Origin of the sequence: Sphingopyxis macrogoltabida (assembly GCF_001307295.1) — a bacterium.
GTDB classification, from domain to species: domain Bacteria; phylum Pseudomonadota; class Alphaproteobacteria; order Sphingomonadales; family Sphingomonadaceae; genus Sphingopyxis; species Sphingopyxis macrogoltabida_B.
Genome location: NZ_CP012700.1, coordinates 1,146,456 through 1,161,391, shown reverse-complemented (window position 1 = coordinate 1,161,391; position 14,936 = coordinate 1,146,456). Strand labels below are relative to the sequence as shown.

Here is a 14,936-nt window from a genome sequence, read left to right as displayed (position 1 = left end):
GCCGTCGCAGTGCGTTCGATTAGGGGAACTTCCGCCAAGCCGACGCGTCAATTCGTCAGGCTTGGGGGTTGCCGCCCCAGGCAACCTGCCCGCCGTCCAAGATGAGGAGACGCAAGATGGACAGGTTTGACGACCGCACCCCGCTCTGGGATTATAGCGACAATCGAAGCCCCGATGACCGCGAGGCAGCCCCGCGCTGGGACCGTGCCCGTGCCGAGGAAGCTGCTCGCACCTATGTCGCTGACGAGGAAGGCGACGATCGTTCGCGCGACCGGTACAGCCAGCAGCGCCGGGATCGCGCAAATTATCGCCGCGAAAGCGGCCAGCGCGAGCACTATGGCGCCGACTACGCGCGCGAGCCGGGTGGTCGTCGCCGGGACTATTATGGCAGCCGAAGCGACTATGACCGGTATCGGGACGCCGCGGGCGACGCGCGCGGCGGCGCTTGGGATCGTTCGGGTTTCGGCTGGCCCGCCGAACTCGGTTACCCGCCCGCACCCGGCTACTCGCCTTATGCGCGCTCGAACCCGACGCGCGAGCGCGATTATCGCTCCGACGAGCGCGGGTTCCTGGAGCGCGCCGGCGACGAAGTCATGTCTTGGTTCGGCGATCGCGATGCGCAGCGCCGGCGCGAGCTCGACCACCGGGGCCGGGGTCCCAAAAACTACGCACGATCCGACGAGCGTATCCGCGAGGATGTCAATGACCGGCTGACCGAAGATGTGTGGATCGATGCTTCCGAGATCGAGGTGAGCGTCGCCGATGGCGAGGTGACCCTCGCCGGCACGGTAGAAGACCGCCGTGGGAAGCGCCGCGCCGAGGATATTGCCGACGGCGTCTCGGGCGTCAAACATGTGCAGAATAATCTGCGCTACACCTCGGGCGTCGTCAGCCCGAAGATCCGGAGCTGAGCTCGAGCCTCGAATGAGGGAGCGGGTGATGGCCCGCTCCCTTTTTCGGTACGCAAGCGGTTGGGGGCGCGACACATATGGGTAGCTCCCGACCCGCCGCCTCTCACGATCGAAGGCGCGCGCTGGCGTCCCGCTGCCTCGGCCGTATTGCTTCGACGACTCCGATTATCGGAATGGCAGGGTCGACGGCAAAGCCTCTCCTGCCCGGCGGCAACGCGAGCTGCAATCCGATGAGACGGGGCCGCGACCCGCTGCCGCGACCCCGCAACCGTCCCACGCCTGGAGGGAGCCCGAGCGCGAGCCGATCGGATCAGCGCTTCGCGGCAAGCTTGCCAAGTTCGGCGCGGTGCACCTCGACGACCGGCACGATCTCGGAAGCCGCCTTCTTCAGGCTCGGCGTGTCCCCGCTCGCGGCATAAGCCTTATGAAGCGCGAGCGCGGCATCATGCGCGGCCGCCTGGTTCGCGAGATAAAGCGCGTCGATCGAGGCCGCGTCGGTGGCCTTGATGTCATCGAGCATCTTCTGCTGGTCGGCATCGAGCTTTGGCGGGGCGACATCGATCTTCGCCTCGGCCGCCGCGGCCTTCACCTTCGCGGTCGACTTGGCGTGATTGTCGATCATCATCTGCGCGAAGGCCTTCACATCTGCGTTGGTCGACTTGGCAAGCAGCGCCTTCGAGGTTTCGATTTCCCACATGTCGCCGGCGCCGGCCTTGGCGATATAACCCGCCGCGTCGACCGGGGTCGCCGGCGTGCCGGCGGGCGCGGTCATTTCGGCGGGAGCAGCCTGATCGACCGTTGCCGTTTCGGCGGGAGGCGGTGCGGAGTCGTTGTTCGACCCGCAAGCCGCCAAAAACACGGCGAGGCTGAGAACAGAGGCGTTTTTCATCGGGATTCTCCAAGACAAGTCGCCCGCCCCGCGGTGATCCAGCAACGTGGCGCACGCGGGGAGGTTCCCCCGCCGGAGCGGTCGTCCGCGAACGGTTCGGCCATGCGCGCGCACGGTGCGGCGCGTCCGGCGCTTGGCGGGCCTTCAATCGCTCCGCCGGTCGCCTATATGGGGCCGATGACCGACCAGCCCTTTCGACCGGGCCGGCGAACCCTGATGATGTCGGGCGCAGCGGTAGCGGCCAGCCTCCTGACCCGCTCGACCGCGGGACCGCTTTCGAGCGTCTTGCCGGAGCGACCCGTTGCCGTGGCTCCGTCGCCGCGTCCGCAAACGCAGAGCATCGGGGACGCCGCACTCGATCCGCAGCTGCTGCGCAAGGCGCTTGCAGCGCTCGACAGCCACGCCGGCGCGATCCGGCACCGTGACCGCATCGCCATCGTCGATTTTGCGGCGCCCTCGTCCGACGCGCGTTTCCACTTCCTCGACGTGGCGAGCGGCCAGGCGTCGCGGCTGCTCGTGGCGCACGGAAGCGGATCCGATCCGCGGCATACGGGCTGGGCCGAGCGCTTCTCCAACGCGTCGGGATCGAACGCGTCGAGCGAGGGTGCGTTTGTGACCGGCGACTATTATGTCGGCAAGCATGGCCGCTCGCAGCGGCTCGCCGGGCTCGACCCGACCAACGATCATGCGATGGAGCGCGCGATCGTCATTCACGGCGCCTGGTACGCCGATGAGACCATGATTGCGGCGCATGGCAAATTGGGACGCAGCCAAGGCTGCTTCGCGGTGGGCGATGCGTGCCTCGACGCGGTGTTCGACCATCTCGGGACGGGCCGGCTGCTGTACGCGGCCCGCGCCTAGGCAAATCGCCGACAATATATCACCCGGTTCGCGACCGCGCCGGAACGCCGCCTCCGTTCCCGGGTTATCTCTTCGGGCCGCCGAGGAGATTTGCGTGCATTATGGTGTGATTGCGTGTTCGTTGCTTGCCCTGTCCCTTACCCTTTCCGGATGCAATTCCTCATCTAGCTCCTCGCCATCGGGCCTGACCGCCGAAAATGCCCGCTGGACCGACGCCACCGCGAAGCAATTGCGCGCCGCGATCGATGGCCGCGCCGCGCATGGCCTCGACCGGATCCGCTTCGAGATGCCCGAAGACACAAGCGACCAGGCCGCGCTCACGCAAAGCGCGCTCCGATATGCGAGCGCCTTGGCGCGCGGTGCGTCGGATCCGGCGAAGCTTAGCGACATCTACTCGGTTCCGCGGCCGAACCCGAATTTGAAGAACGGCCTTGCCGAGGCGCTTGCCAGGGGAAGGGTCGACGACTGGCTCGGAAGCCTCGTACCGCAGGGTGATAATTATCAGGCGCTTTCGAAGGCCTATCGCGTGCTGCGCAGGGCGAACGAGGCCCCGGCGACCGCGATTCCCGACGCGGGAAAGCCGCTCGACCCAGGCGCGCGCGACGCCCGCGTTCCTGCCATCGCACGCCAGCTTGTCGCTTCCGGCTATCTCGACGCGGGCGCGCAGGGAGAGACCTACAGCCCCGATATGGTGAAGGCGGTCCAGCGGATGCAGGCCGATTATGGCATCAAGGCCGACGGCGTAATCGGCAGCGACGCGCTTGAAATTCTCAATCTTTCGGACGGCGACCGCGCCCGCACGCTCGCGGTAGCGATGGAGCGACTGCGCTGGCTCGACCGCGATCCCCCCGCGACCCGCATCGACGTCAACCTCGCCTCCGCGCGGCTCGCCTATTGGCGCGACGGCAAGCTCGCCGACACGCGCAAGGTTGTGGTCGGCAAGCCCGAGACCGAGACGCCGCAGCTCGGATCGCCCATCTACCGGCTTGTTGCGAACCCGACCTGGACCGTCCCGCGCTCGATCCAGAACAGGGAGATCGCAGGAAAAGGCTCCGCCTACCTCCGCCGCAACAACATGATGTGGAAAGACGGCTGGATCGTCCAGAAGCCCGGACCGAAGAACTCGCTCGGCCTCGTCAAGTTCGACATGCAGAACGAGCATCAAATCTATCTTCACGACACGCCCGCGAAGCAATTGTTCAGCGAGGTGCAGCGCCAGCGCAGCCATGGCTGCGTCCGCGTCGAGGATGCGCTGGGCTTCGCCGCGATGCTCGCGAAGGATGAGGGCATTTCGGCCGAGTGGGAGAAGGCGCGCGCCACGGGCAAGGAAAGCTTCGTTCCCCTGCCCCGCCCGATCCCGGTTCGCCTCACCTACCAGACAGTCCTGTTCGACGATGCGGGCGAGCCCGTCATCCGCGCCGATCCTTATGGCTGGAACGACCGTGTGGCGGCCGCGCTCGGTTTCCCGGCGAGCGAAGGCCATCGCCTCCGCCCGTCGAGCTCCGATGTCGGACCGTGAACCGATGAGGCGCCCTGACGCGCAGAGCGGTGGGCAACGGCATCGAACAAGGATTTTGCGCAACCGCATACCGTGCGATCGAAGGATGCAGAGCGGTTTTTCCTGATAAAAAGACACCCGCCCGTTGTCCCGGGCGGTTGTCAGAAGAAGATATCTGTCCTCAAAAGAGGAAGGGCTCTTCAGGATCGCGCGCCGCATTTACTGCGCACCGGATCGTCGTGATTGTACCGGGGCGCCAAAAGAGACACCTCTCGCTCGACAATGCGTCCCCACACCGGGCTGCGAAGCCGCTATCGCCTACGGGAACGCTTTTCGAACCGGTCTGTTTGAGCTTCGATGAGTTGCAACGAACCGGAGGGGCATGTGCACAGAGAAATCGACGCGCCGTTTCGCTGGATGGGCGACGCCGTCCAGGCGCACCGACATGGTCGCCTTGGCATCTTCGTTCGCAAGCTGATCAGTCACAGCCGCCTTTCCGCCGACGACCAGGCGGCCATCGCATCGCTACCCTTCAGCATCAAGACCCTCGAACCGAATGATCATATCCTCCGCGAAGGCGAGCGCGCGGAAATCTGCCCGGTGCTGCTGTCGGGCTTCGCATACCGGCAAAAAATTTCCGCCGATGGCGGTCGGCAGATCGTCGCGCTCAAGATTCCGGGCGATCCGCTCGATTTCCAGTCACTCTATCTCGACCGCGCCGACCACAATCTCCAGGCGCTAACCAAGGTCGAGCTTGCGATCTTCGCGCTGAAGGATCTCGAAAACCTCGTAGCGCCGCGCCCTGGTCTTGCACGCGCGGTGCTCGTCGACATTTTGATCGAAGCCTCGATCGGGCGCGAATGGCTTCTCAACATCGGTCGCCGCAATGCGCTGACCCGCCTCGCGCACCTGCTTTGCGAATTGCTATACCGGGTCGAGCAGATCGCCGGCGAGACGATCGGCAATTTCGAGCTGCCGCTGACGCAGGAACAACTCGCCGACCTGCTCGGCCTGACCCCGGTTCACATCAACCGGACATTGCGGGAACTCGAGAAGGAGGGCGCGATCCGGCGCGTTTCGCGGCGTGTCTCGATCGCCGATATCGCCACGCTGCACAGAATTGCCCAATTTTCCGATATTTACCTGCATCGAAACCAGAGTTCGGCGGTTGTCTGAGCAAGGGCGGGCCATATTTGGAGACGCCTGCCCATGCCCCGCTTTTTTTTCCATCTTTTCGACGGCGCCGAGGAGATCGACGCGCAAGGCAGCGAGCTCGACGACGATGCGTCGGCCCTGCGCGAAGCGATCCGATTCGGCGGCGGCCTGCTGAGGGACGACCCCGACATGCTCGTCCGCGACCAGGGGCTGCGGATCAACGTCACCGATGAAAGCGGCGAGTTGAACTGCGCGCTGATCGTGCAGATTGTCGACGCCAAATGGCGACCGCCGCCGGGCGGGTAGGACGCCTGCGGCCTTCAACCCAGGACGAGCCTGAGCCTGTCGAGCAGCGCATCGCGCTCGAAGGGCTTTCGCACGACGGGCACCGCGGCCATGTCGTCGGGGATCGCACCGTCGTCGCCATAACCCGTGGCGAAGAGAAAGGGAGTGCCGCGCTCTGTGAGGAGGCGCGCGATCGGCTCGGACGTCCCCTGCCCGAGGTTGATGTCGAGGATCGCAAAATCGGGAAGACTGCCCGCAAGAAAGTCGAGCGCGTCGCGCGACGAGGTCAGCGTGTTGAGCACGGTTACACCGACATCGTCCAATATCTGCTCGAGATCGATCGCAATGAGAAGCTAGTCCTCGACGATCAGCGCTGTCTTGCCCTTGAGGTCGAGATTGTCGTGACGGTCGACCATCGGCAGCTCCTCGTTCGTGAAGGCCGCCTCGGCCTGGCGCAGCGCGACGAAGCGCGACGGCAGGATGAAGTCGGCCTCGAGCCCATCGGGACGATATTCGATCGCCGCGTCACCGCCAAGATCGAAGGGTATGCTGCGCTCGATGAGGACCGAGCCGAAACCGCGACGCGCGGGCGCGGCGACGCGCGGACCGCCCGCCTCGCGCCAGGCGATCCGGCATCCGCCGACGGGCGTCAGCGACCAGGTCACCGAAAGGCGGCCGGTGGGAAGCGACAAGGCGCCATATTTGGCGGCATTGGTCGAAAGCTCGTGCAGGACGAGTGCCATGATCGAATAGGCGCGCGCGTCCATCCAGATCGCCGGGCCATCGAGCGTAACACGCTCGCCATCTCCCCAATAGGGCATGAGTTCGGCATGCAAAAGATCGCGCAGCGCGCCGCCGCCATCGTTGCGCACGACCTGGTCGTGCGCGAGCGACAAGGCCTGGATGCGGCCGCGCAACGATGCAGCGTAATTTTCGAGCGTCTCGCCGTCGGCGGTTGGATGCACGACGAGCGAGCGGATCACGGCGAGGATGTTCTTCACCCGGTGATTGAGCTCCTCGTTGAGCATGCGCTGGCGAAGCTCGGCCTTGGTACGTTCGTCGGCGAGCCGCTCGCTGTGCTGGAGGATGACCTCGACGAGCGCGATGCGCGTTGCCTCGCCAAAGCGTCGCTCCTGCTCGGTCCAGTGCGCGCTCTCGCTGCGCACGGTTTCCTTCCATATCGCGAAGCTCTTGCGCGGCGTCAGCCGATCGCCAAGCGGCCCCGTCTCATAGGTCTTGTCGGGATTTCCCGCCCAGTCGAGCGTGTGGACGAGTTCCTTGCGGAAAAAGAAGAGGAAGTCCCGAGGCCGCTGCGAAAGCGGCACGACGAGCATGCCGGCCGCCATCGGCGCATAATCTTCGGCTCCCGGCACGACATTGGCGAGTTTGTGGGTTGCCCATATCTGGCCATCGGCGACGGTTTCTGCAAAACGCGCGAGCGCGAGAATGGCCGCCTCGGGCGGCACCGACCCCACGACCGACATCTGTCCGTCGAGCCACATCGCTACGCCGTCGCAAGGAATGAGCCCGGCGAACTGCGACAGCTTGTCGCGGAGCAACCCGTTGATGTCGTGCGAGCCGACCGTATCGCGCAGGAAGCTGTCGAGCGCCTCGCGCGCGCGGTGCGCAGCGTCCAGTGTTTGCTTGTGTCGCAGCGCATTAAGATGGAGCGAGAAGAATTCGCCGAACATCTCGGCCGCAACGCGCTCGGCCATCGACAAGGTGCGGGGGCTGTAATGGTGGCACGCGATCAGCCCCCATAGCTCGCCGTCGACGATGATCGAGATCGACATCGAGGCGCCGACGCCCATGTTGCGCAGATATTCGCAGTGGATCGGCGAGACGCTGCGCAGGTGCGCGAAGGAGAGGTCGAGCGGTTCGCCCGACGCGTCGAGCACCGGCTCGACCGGTATGCGTTCGAAATCGGCGTCCGAGATGATCCGGATCGTGTTCTTGAGATAGAGCGCCCGTGCCTGCTGCGGGATGTCGGTCGCCGGAAAATATTGGCCCAGGAAGCTTTCGAGATCGGCGCGCTTCGCTTCGCTCACCACCTTGCCGGCACCGTCGGGCCCGAACTGGTAGATCATCACCCGGTCGTAACCGAGGGCGGCGCGCACCAGCCGCGTACTGTCCTTCGCCAGCCGTTCGACGCTGTCGATTGCCGCGATGCGTCCGATCATCGCGCGCGCCATTTCGAGCGGCGCGGCGAGATTGGCCTCTGCGGATTCGAACTCGATGATCGCGCTGCCCTTGAAGCGGTGCACCGCGACATCGAAGCGACGGCCGTTTTCGAGCGCGCAATCGAACATCAGCGCCGAGCGTCCGCTGAGCTGGGCGCGCCCGAGCGCGTTCCGAATATCGTGCGCGGTCTTTGCACCGAGGACCGACGCAAGGTCACGCCCGTTAAGATTGCCCGCCGCACCGAGCATGTTGCCGCAGTTGAGCGAATGCCGCAGGATCGTCACCGCCCCGGCATCACAGGCGACAAGACAGCCGTGCGGCTGGATGCTCCCCGGGATGTGGATGGGCTCGCGGTCGCAGTTGGTGAGGTCGACGCCCGTCGTCATACCGTCTCCACAGTATAGATGCCGAGCGCGAAGTCGAAGGCCGCGACGGCGCCGGCGACCACCGCATCGGTTTGACTGTCCGGGATCGTCTCGAGCAGCGCCAGAAAGCGCCTCCAGCGCGCCATGTCCTCCACCTGCCTCGCGAGGTGCCGCGCGCCGTAGCGCGCGCCATAACCGAGTGCGGCCGCGCGGCGGACGAGCAGCCGGGCGCCGAGTGCCGAGCCCTCGAGGACATAGGCGATACCGACCTCGCCGGCCCCCCCAGGCGCCTTCGCGAACACGCCTTCGGGGCGCGGCGCCACGTCAAGGTCGGCCAGATCCTCGCGCATCAGGTCCGCCAGCGGCAGAAGCGGCCACCGGGTGCCGCGCGCAAGCAGCGTCTCGACCGGAGCGCGGAACGCGAGACTGTTCGCGACGAAGCGTCCATAGGCCTCGACCGTCGCAAACGACCCGACGGCATCGTCGAGCAATCGATGTTGTGAAGCCGTTTGCGCTCTGAGCGCGCGGCGTAGCGTTTCGTTGGGCAAGGGTTCGTCCGGTTGCGGGCGAGCACAGCACCCTCAAACATTCTGCCATTACGGCAAAGAAACGACTTATCTTATGTTATTACCGGGCAAATCTTCAATCTCTTCGTCGTGCCGGAACTACGGCCTGCCGTCCTCGTTATCGGTCTGGTTCCGGATTGTGCACCGTGCAATATCGCGCAGCGCGGGGCAGAGAGAAAGGGCGTTGCGTGAACGAAGGCGGTAGCGGCGTGGGGCCGATCCTCGCGCATATGTTCGAGCAGGCGCCCAATTTCATGGCGCTCCTTCGCGGGAGCGATCACCGGTTCGAACTCGCCAACCCGGCCTATATCGAACTGGTCGGCGGCCGAGACATCGTCGGCCGCACCGTTGCGGAGGCGTTGCCCGACGCCGCAGCGCAAGGATTTGTCGCCATCCTCGACGAGATCTACCGAACCGGCGAGGCCTATTCCGCGCGCGGCGCCCTCTTCCGGCGCCAGGGTCGGCCCGGCGAGCCGGCAAGCGACCATTATCTCGACTTCGTCTACCAGCCGCTGCTCGGGGCAGACGGCAAGGTCGACGGCGTGTTCGTCCAGGGCGCCGATGTCACCGAGCGCTTCCGTGTCCAGCAAGCGCAGCGCGAGAGCGAAGAACTCTACAAGGGTCTCTTCGATGCGATCGACGAGGGCTTCTGCATCATCGAATTCTTCGATGGCCCGCATGGGCCCGACAGCGACTATATCCACCTCGAGGCCAACGCGGCCTACGCACGGCACGCGGGCATCGAGAATGTCGTCGGCCAGAAACTGCGCGAGATGGTCGGCGACGAAGCCGATGCCTGGATCGAGCGTTACGGCAAGGTCCTGCGCACCGGCGAGCCTATCCGCTTCCAGCAGGAGCTGGTCGCGACGGGCCGCTTCCTCGAACTGGCGGCGGTGCGCATCGAACCACCGAACCGCAAGCAGGTCGCGGTGCTCTTCCAGGATATCACGGCACGCCGCCGCGCCGAGCTCGCGCTGGCCGAGCTCAACACGACGCTCGAACGGCAGGTCGAGGAGCGCACCGCTGAACTGATGGCCGCCGAGGAGACACTTCGTCACAGCCAGAAGATGGAAGCCGTCGGCCAACTGACGGGCGGCCTCGCGCACGATTTCAATAATATTCTTGCGGGGATCAGCGGCAGTCTCGAGGTGATGGCGGCGCGGATCGCGCAGGGCCGTGTCGCGGAACTCGACCGTTATATCACGGCTGCAAGCGGCGCGACCCGCCGCGCCGCCAGTCTGACGCAGCGGTTGCTGGCCTTCTCGCGGCGGCAGACACTCGAGCCGAAGCCGGTCGCCGCGAACAAGCTCGTCGAGGGCATGCAGGAACTGATCGAACGGAGCGTGGGACCGGCCATCGCGGTCGAGACCGCGGGCGCTGCGGGTCTGTGGACGTGCTTCGTCGATGCCGACCAGCTCGAGAATGCCCTGCTCAACCTCTGCATCAACGCGCGCGACGCGATGCCCGACGGCGGCAAGATTACGATCGAGACGTCGAACCGCTGGATGGATGAGAGCAGCGCGCAGCAGCGCGGGCTCACTCCGGGCCAATATGTGTCGATTTGTGTATCGGACACCGGGACGGGCATGACCCCCGAGGTTGCCGCGCGCGCCTTCGACCCCTTCTATACGACAAAGCCCATGGGGCACGGCACGGGGCTCGGCCTTTCGATGGTCTATGGTTTCGCGGGCCAGTCGGGCGGCGCCGCCCGCATCTATTCCGAGCCCGGCCAGGGCAGCATGGTATGCATCTATCTTCCGCGCTACGGAGCCGCCGATGCCGCCGAGCAGGCGCGCGAAATCGAGAAGGGCGAAGCGCCGCGATCCTCGGCGGGCGAGGCCATCCTGCTCGTCGACGACGAGCCGCTGATCCGAATGCTTGCGAGCGAGCAGCTCGAGGCGCTCGGCTATCACGTCGTCGAGGCCGAGGATGGCGCATCGGCGCTCAGGCTGTTCGAGAGCCAGGGCCCGTTCGATCTGCTGATTACCGATGTCGGCTTGCCCGGCGGTATGAACGGCCGTCAGCTTGCCGAATCCATCCGTGCGCTCGCGCCCGATCTCGAGGTGCTCTTCGTCACCGGCTATGCGGAGAATGCCGTGCTCAACCACGGCCATCTCGATTCGGGCATGCACGTCATGACCAAGCCGTTTCAGCTCGACCATTTTGCCCGCCGCGTGAAGGCGCTGATCGCGCGCACGGACGACTGACGGGCGTGCCAGGCCCGGTCACCCCGTTGCGGGAACCGCCGAACAATGCGCTTGCGCAACGCGCCATCCGTTCGGCCCGCGCGTCCACACGCGCGAATAGACGAAGCGTCCGGAGAAAGCGGCACCGTCGAAGGTTCCTCTGATTTCTGCTGTGACGCAGGTCGCCGCCGCCTCGCCGTAGCAGCGAACAAGCATGTCCGGGGCATAATCGAGCGACGCGATTTCGAGACGCCCCGAGCGGTGCATCGCAAGATCGGCGGCTTTGGAAATTTGCGCACCATTCTGGTCGATAAACAGGGCATCGTCGCAGAGCAGCGCGTCGAGCGCGGCGATATCGCGCGCCAGCATGGCGCTGCGGAGCCGTTCCTCGCTGGCGATGATTTCGGCGCGCTGCGTCATGTTCCGTTGCTTCGAACCCGCTCGCATCGCCGGCCCGGCAAAAGCCCCGGAGAATGGCCGAAGGGCGCCATCGAACAGCTCAGAGCCCGAGGCGCGCCCAGAACTCTCTTGCGGTCAGCCGCGCGGGCTTTTCTTTCGCCTCCGGCGGTCCGTGGCGCCACGAAGGGTGCGGCAGCGGCGGCGCAACACGATCATATTTTCCGTCGGGCTTTCTGTCACGGCTCATCGTCAACTCCTCGCGGTCCAGAAAACCTGCCGACGACACGCAAGTTCCCCGACTAAAGAATTTTGCAAAGCGGCGGGGAGCGCGGGTGACGAATTGTCGCAGCGGATACGAACCTTCTTTAGGATCCCGCAGCACGCGGCCAGGAAGCATCGCCCGCGATGCTCGCTGCGTCGGGAAACAGCTTGTCGAGAAAGGCAAGTGTTTCGATGAGACGCCCCCGCAGCGCGGACACCTCGAGAGCGATCAGGGCATGCGCCGACCGGACGCGATGAGAAGCCTTCTCAGCACCTCATCGGAATGACGGATCAATCCTAAGAGATGAATTGCGCGAGGCGCATGCGTTCCGGCTAGCCAGTGCTTGACGCTTCTTTCGCTGGCACCCGTCCAGCGCATGGCGATTTTCACAGCCTGGTGGGTGGGCCCGAGGCCTTCTGTCAGCGCCTCCGCCATGATCGCGGCGAATGCCAATTCGTCCTTATCCTGGTGCAGGTTCTTGCCCGTTTTCGGCAACATGTTGCTGCTCCTTCAAGTCTATACTCGCTAAAAGCGCCTTGCGGAGTTCGTTCGCTTTCTGGCGAGCCTACACGAGCGGCAGCAATCTGGCGCTACCCAAGCCTATGTCCTGCCGCTTGCCATCGCGTTGCAGGCGCAGGAGCCAATAAGCCCCGCCCCGTTTATCCACCTTCAGGAAGAGCCCATCGCCGTCCTGATAGGTACCAGGATTCGCCAATGCTGCCTTGATCGCCAAAGCCGTGAGCTTTTTCATAGGGTTAACCTGATTTTTTTACCGCCACACTCGGAAGCCCGATTCTTAGGGGTCGAAAAATTTACCCCCACATTCTCCCCACACTTTTCACTGCGCTGCAGTGATAAGGCATGGGATGCAGAGGAACGACCGAGGGGTAATACCCTAGGTTTTCTGCGGCTTCCAGCGATTTTAGGAGATGCCCTCGGACCAGAGGGTGGTGGCAGGGCTTGTACCGAACCACCTCATTAAGTACTGTATTTTATAGATAAATAATGGATTTTCAGATGTATTCTCCCACATTTCCTCCCACATAATGGGTTCCTTGCGACGTACAGTCGTTCGCCTTAGGCGTTTTATCTGACCTCAGAAGGTGCACAATCCATGTGACCGATCGGCTCAACCCGAGCGACAATCGCTGGTTCAACCCCTGAAAGAGCGGTACGCGCTAGAGCCAGATCGTGGGACTTTTCGGCCATCAGATTTCAATGTCCTCAATGCCAGCTCTCAAGGCGATTGTGTTGAAAAACCCGCCCCTGAGGCTGGCGCGGGCGCGAGCCTGATCGTGTCGCTGAGGCTTGGCCCCCGCTTATGCGGGGGCTGGAGTGGCTGGCATGGGGATCAGCTTGGCCATCTTGCGGAGGTTTTGGGCGGTGGCGGCGAGGAGGAACTCGTCTCTTGCGCCATTTGGACCTCGCAAGCGCAGGCGATCCATCCTGAGGATGCGCTTGAGGTGCGCGAACAGCATCTCGACCTTCTTGCGCTGGCGGCGCGAGACCAGATAGGCATCGGTCGTGGCGATATCGCGGGCCAGATCGCGGGCGCCCTCGTGGACGGAACGCAGGATCTTACGCGCTGGCTGGGTCGGGCAACAGCGCGGCTTGAGAGCGCAGGCGTCACAGTCGAGCTTGCTGGCGCGGTAGCGCAGCATGCCGTTCTCATCGACGAACGGCCGATCCTCGCGATAGACCTTCTGCCTCTGGCGCAGTCGCTTGCCGGCAGGACAGATATAGCTGTCGTCGTCGTGGTCGTAGCTGAAGGCCGAACGCTCGAAGGTATCGTCGCGGCGGGCGGACTTGTCGAACACGGGGATGTGCGGCTCGATCCCGCGCTCCTCGACCAGCCAGGACAGGTTCCTGGCATCGCCATACCCGGCATCGCCCACGAGCCGCTCGGGCCACAGACCAAAGCGCTCCTGCGTTCTGTCGATCATGCGGCGCTGGGCGGTCACCTCGGCCTGACGGATGGCGGTGGTCGCCTCGACATCGACGATCACCGCGTTCTGGAGATCAATAAGGTAATTGGTGGCATAGGCGAAGAAGGCGCGCTCGCGGCTTGCTGCCGTCCAGCGTGCGGCCGGATCGGCCACCGCCAGCTGCTTGGGCGGCACCGGGGTTGCGCCCCCGAAGGCCGCATCGTCGAGCACAGCCAGATACTCGCGAACGGCATGGCTGGTGGCCGGGTCCGGCAGGCCATCTGCCTGATCCACGGCATGCTGGCGGTTCACGTCGGCGCGCACGAGGCTGCCATCGACCGCGAAGCCTTCACCGCCAACCAACCCCTCGGCAATGCAGCGCGCCACGGTCGTCTCGAACAGCTGGCGCAGCAGATCACTGTCGCGGAAGCGTCCGTGCCGGTTCTTTGAGAAGGTCGAGTGGTCGGGCACATCGCCTTCCAGCCCGAGGCGGCAGAACCAGCGATAGGCGAGGTTGACATGGACCTCCTCACACAGCCGCCGCTCGGACCGGATACCCAGGCAGTAGCCGATGATCAGCATCCGGATCATCAGCTCGGGATCGACCGAGGGCCGACCGGTCGCGCTGTAAAAGGGGCGCAGATGTTCACGAATGCCCGACAGGTCAACGAACCGGTCGATCGAGCGCAGCAGGTGATCCGCCGGCACATGCCGCTCCAGGTTGAAGCTGTAGAACAGCGCCTCCTGCGCCACCGTCCGCTCGCCCATCATCATGACATCTCCGTCTGCCTACGGAGACATAGAATCAATACTTTAGTGCCATTGCAAGACCGAGTTTTTCAACAGAATCAAGGCAAAACCGGACATTACGGCTCACTCAGGCATTGACCCTATCGATTCTGTGACTGAGCTGATTGCAAAATGCCGGCGTTGATCACGCATTCCGGAGAGGCCGCTGTCCTCCAATCTGTCTTCAGAGTTAGCCAGCACCCCGTCTCGCCGATTATGGCGTCGCAAAATCAAGGCGGCATCGCAGCCGCGTGACAGCTGAATAGAGCGGCGGCGATGACCTGCCATGCGTGTTCATTAATCGGAAACAAGGCTCCTCTCCCGGCACGAGCTCACCAGTCGCCAAGGCCTAAAATTGGCTCAGATGCGTTGCCTATAGAGGGTCTCGGTGCTCGAGACTTGCCTGCACCATAGACCCCTGCGAGCGACGCACGGGGAAAGACATATTGCTTCGAGCATAGTTTGGCCCTAGCCTTTTCCAGATGTTTGCCCGGCTTGGCCTGCTCCTTGTCCTCTGCGCGATGCTCCTTTCGGGCAGAGCTTGGGATGCGCATTTGGCTGTGCACGAGCAGTTGTCCTCTGCCACGGCCGTTCATACGCACCATTCGGACCATGTTCACGCTGTGGACCCGGGGGCAAGCTTCGAGAAGGCGGCGCTTGGGGA

At 64.3% G+C, this 14,936-nt stretch carries 15 protein-coding genes; 6 read left to right on the top strand and 9 right to left on the bottom strand.

Annotated features, from left to right (window positions below; all coding sequences use genetic code 11):
* Positions 1–116: 116 nt before the first annotated feature.
* Positions 117–911: a BON domain-containing protein gene (locus tag AN936_RS24015; RefSeq protein ID WP_149037594.1), complete on the top strand. Its 795-nt coding sequence runs from the start codon at positions 117–119 to the stop codon at positions 909–911.
* A gap of 310 nt (positions 912–1,221) precedes the next feature.
* Here AN936_RS24015 and AN936_RS05335 read toward each other — a convergent pair whose 3' ends face one another.
* Positions 1,222–1,800, bottom strand: a complete 579-nt coding sequence (locus AN936_RS05335; RefSeq protein WP_054587223.1) for a DUF4142 domain-containing protein — start codon at positions 1,798–1,800, stop codon at positions 1,222–1,224.
* Between the two features lie 216 nt (positions 1,801–2,016).
* On the opposite strand from AN936_RS05335, the gene AN936_RS05330 reads away from it, so the two are divergent.
* The 4 genes from AN936_RS05330 (at position 2,017) to AN936_RS05315 (ending at position 5,620) form a co-directional block, all read left to right on the top strand.
* Positions 2,017–2,661 carry a murein L,D-transpeptidase catalytic domain family protein gene (locus AN936_RS05330; protein ID WP_149037767.1) on the top strand — a complete coding sequence of 215 codons (645 nt, stop codon included), beginning with the start codon at positions 2,017–2,019 and terminating at the stop codon, positions 2,659–2,661.
* 94 nt (positions 2,662–2,755) lie between these two features.
* Entirely contained in the window at positions 2,756–4,180 is a 1,425-nt protein-coding gene (locus tag AN936_RS05325) for a L,D-transpeptidase family protein (RefSeq protein ID WP_054587222.1), read from the top strand.
* A 363-nt stretch (positions 4,181–4,543) separates the two neighbouring features.
* Positions 4,544–5,335 (top strand): Crp/Fnr family transcriptional regulator, encoded by a 792-nt coding sequence (locus AN936_RS05320; protein ID WP_158500048.1) that lies wholly within the window; start codon positions 4,544–4,546, stop codon positions 5,333–5,335.
* A 33-nt stretch (positions 5,336–5,368) separates the two neighbouring features.
* Positions 5,369–5,620, top strand: a complete 252-nt coding sequence (locus AN936_RS05315; RefSeq protein WP_054587220.1) for a DUF6894 family protein — start codon at positions 5,369–5,371, stop codon at positions 5,618–5,620.
* A gap of 14 nt (positions 5,621–5,634) precedes the next feature.
* On the opposite strand, the gene AN936_RS25300 is transcribed toward AN936_RS05315, so the two are convergent.
* From AN936_RS25300 to AN936_RS05305, 3 genes are read right to left on the bottom strand one after another with little or no spacing between them, the layout of a single operon-like run.
* Positions 5,635–5,922: a hypothetical protein gene (locus AN936_RS25300; RefSeq protein WP_201782970.1), complete on the bottom strand. Its 288-nt coding sequence runs from the start codon at positions 5,920–5,922 to the stop codon at positions 5,635–5,637.
* 30 nt (positions 5,923–5,952) lie between these two features.
* Positions 5,953–8,166, bottom strand: coding sequence for an HWE histidine kinase domain-containing protein (locus AN936_RS05310; protein ID WP_201782969.1), 2,214 nt, complete (start codon positions 8,164–8,166; stop codon positions 5,953–5,955).
* On the bottom strand, positions 8,163–8,693 hold the full coding sequence (locus AN936_RS05305; protein WP_149037593.1) for a biliverdin-producing heme oxygenase: 531 nt from the start codon (positions 8,691–8,693) through the stop codon (positions 8,163–8,165). Before AN936_RS05305 ends, AN936_RS05310 begins: the two co-directional genes overlap by 4 nt.
* 206 nt (positions 8,694–8,899) lie before the next feature.
* Between AN936_RS05305 and AN936_RS05300 the strand changes: the two genes are divergently transcribed.
* Positions 8,900–10,918, top strand: coding sequence for a PAS domain-containing protein (locus tag AN936_RS05300; RefSeq protein ID WP_201782968.1), 2,019 nt, complete (start codon positions 8,900–8,902; stop codon positions 10,916–10,918).
* 18 nt (positions 10,919–10,936) lie between these two features.
* Here the strand turns inward: AN936_RS05300 and AN936_RS05295 are convergent, their stop codons facing one another.
* The 5 genes from AN936_RS05295 to AN936_RS05280 form a co-directional block, all read right to left on the bottom strand.
* A complete protein-coding gene (locus AN936_RS05295) occupies positions 10,937–11,317 on the bottom strand; it encodes a nuclear transport factor 2 family protein (protein WP_054587218.1) in 381 nt (126 codons plus the stop codon).
* Between the two features lie 79 nt (positions 11,318–11,396).
* On the bottom strand, positions 11,397–11,543 hold the full coding sequence (locus tag AN936_RS25020) for a hypothetical protein (protein ID WP_158500047.1): 147 nt from the start codon (positions 11,541–11,543) through the stop codon (positions 11,397–11,399).
* A gap of 243 nt (positions 11,544–11,786) precedes the next feature.
* A complete protein-coding gene (locus AN936_RS05290) occupies positions 11,787–12,056 on the bottom strand; it encodes a hypothetical protein (RefSeq protein WP_234715750.1) in 270 nt (89 codons plus the stop codon).
* A gap of 67 nt (positions 12,057–12,123) precedes the next feature.
* Positions 12,124–12,309 (bottom strand): Arm DNA-binding domain-containing protein, encoded by a 186-nt coding sequence (locus tag AN936_RS05285; RefSeq protein WP_054587217.1) that lies wholly within the window; start codon positions 12,307–12,309, stop codon positions 12,124–12,126.
* A gap of 568 nt (positions 12,310–12,877) precedes the next feature.
* Positions 12,878–14,254 carry an IS1182 family transposase gene (locus AN936_RS05280; protein ID WP_054590119.1) on the bottom strand — a complete coding sequence of 459 codons (1,377 nt, stop codon included), beginning with the start codon at positions 14,252–14,254 and terminating at the stop codon, positions 12,878–12,880.
* Between the last annotated feature and the right edge of the window lie 682 nt (positions 14,255–14,936).